A 1,444-nucleotide genomic window follows, 5' to 3' on the forward strand; every position below is an offset into this window, starting at 1 on the left:
ACCGTCATGGCGTGCCCGGATGGCGGCTTCCACCTCGTCCCGGTCTCGCCCGAAGCGATCCCGCGAGGCGGCCCGCACGATGTTGGCCTGTCCCGTAGCCGGAGGCGGCAGCAGCGTCACGCCGGTGGCAGGTGGGGCCACCCGCGCCCCGGCCGACAGCGACACCACAACCTCATACGCACCCAGCCCCTGCAAGTCCGCTGCCCCCAGATGCGGCGCCAGCTCCTTGGCGAGCCGCCCAGCGTCTGACGCAGCCGCCTGGAAGATCACCCGGCTGCGGGCATTGGCCAGGACTGCTTCCCGAAGGTCCGCCGACAGCTGCCCCAGATGTTGATGGGCCAAGGTCATACCGAGTCCCAGGCCCCTGGCCTGCGCCAACACATCGGCCACGCCCATCGGGAGGTTCAGGAAGTCCTGAAATTCATCGATGTAGAAAAAGGTGGTTGGCCGCCGGTCTGCTGCGACGGCAGCCCGAGCTTGTACGGCTTGCCACACTCTGGCTACAACCAGTGATCCAACGAGCGCCGCTGCTTCCTCCCCCAGCACACCCTTGGTCAGGGGCACGAGCACGATGCGCCGTTGGGCCAAGGCCTCGGCCAGATCCAGCCGGGGTTGGGCCTGCCCCAGCACGTTGCGTACCCGGCGGCGCAGCAGAAAGGCGCGCAATTTATTCATAACGGGACCAATCGCCTGGGCACGCTCCGCGTCGCTCATGGCTTCGTAGGCCGCCCAGAACGGACCGAGGGCTACCGGGTCATCGACCTTCGCCACCAGCCGCCGCCGGAAATTGGCATCCGTCAGGATCAGCGGCACTTCGGTGAGAGTCATCCCCGGCTCGCTCGCCAGCGTGATCATCGAAGCCCTCAAAATATCGTCCGTGCGCGGCCCTCAAAAGGCTTTATAGAGCTGGTGGAATATCCCCACGATTTGGTCGGCGGCCAGTTCCGGCGCGCGGTGGCTACCGGATAGCAGGTTCAGGCCCACCGGCCGGGCCTCGTCCGCCGAGTCGAGGATGACCACCTCGTCCCGGCGCTTCTCTGGCACCCGGTCGAGGACATCACTTACAAGATCGCCTTTCGGGTCCAAGACGATCACCCCGCGCCCGGCCTGCATATCGCCAGTAATCATCCCTAGCAGCAATGTAGATTTCCCGGTACCTGTCGGCCCCACCACATGTACATGCCGTAGTGAGTCCGTGACCGAAAGCGCCAAGGATCGCTGCACCCCGGGGAAGGTAGACCGCGCCACAATCCGCGGACCGCTTGGGATGTCGGCGGAGGGGGCCAACTGCCGGGTGCCGCCCAGCCGCAGGCCCGGCAGCATCACGGAACCCAAGGGGAAGGCGACGAGCGCCGACAGTTCGGCGGTGTTCAGCACGAGCGGGAACGTCACCACCGGCAAGCGGTGGGCGCTCATGTCAGCGGCTACCCGGCTCCGGCCGAGG

The 1,444-nt window shown here is 66.6% G+C and carries 2 protein-coding genes; both read right to left on the reverse strand.

Features of this window, described 5'->3' with window-relative positions; translation table 11 throughout:
• The coding region (locus ACY45C_RS20775) for a type IV secretion system DNA-binding domain-containing protein (protein ID WP_462189235.1) at window positions 1-855 on the reverse strand (855 nt) is incomplete at its 3' end.
• Between the two features lie 33 nt (window positions 856-888).
• Window positions 889-1,444: helicase HerA domain-containing protein (locus tag ACY45C_RS20780; RefSeq protein WP_462189236.1), on the reverse strand; the 556-nt coding region annotated here is incomplete at its 5' end.

The organism is Frankia sp. CcWB2 (genome assembly GCF_977927585.1).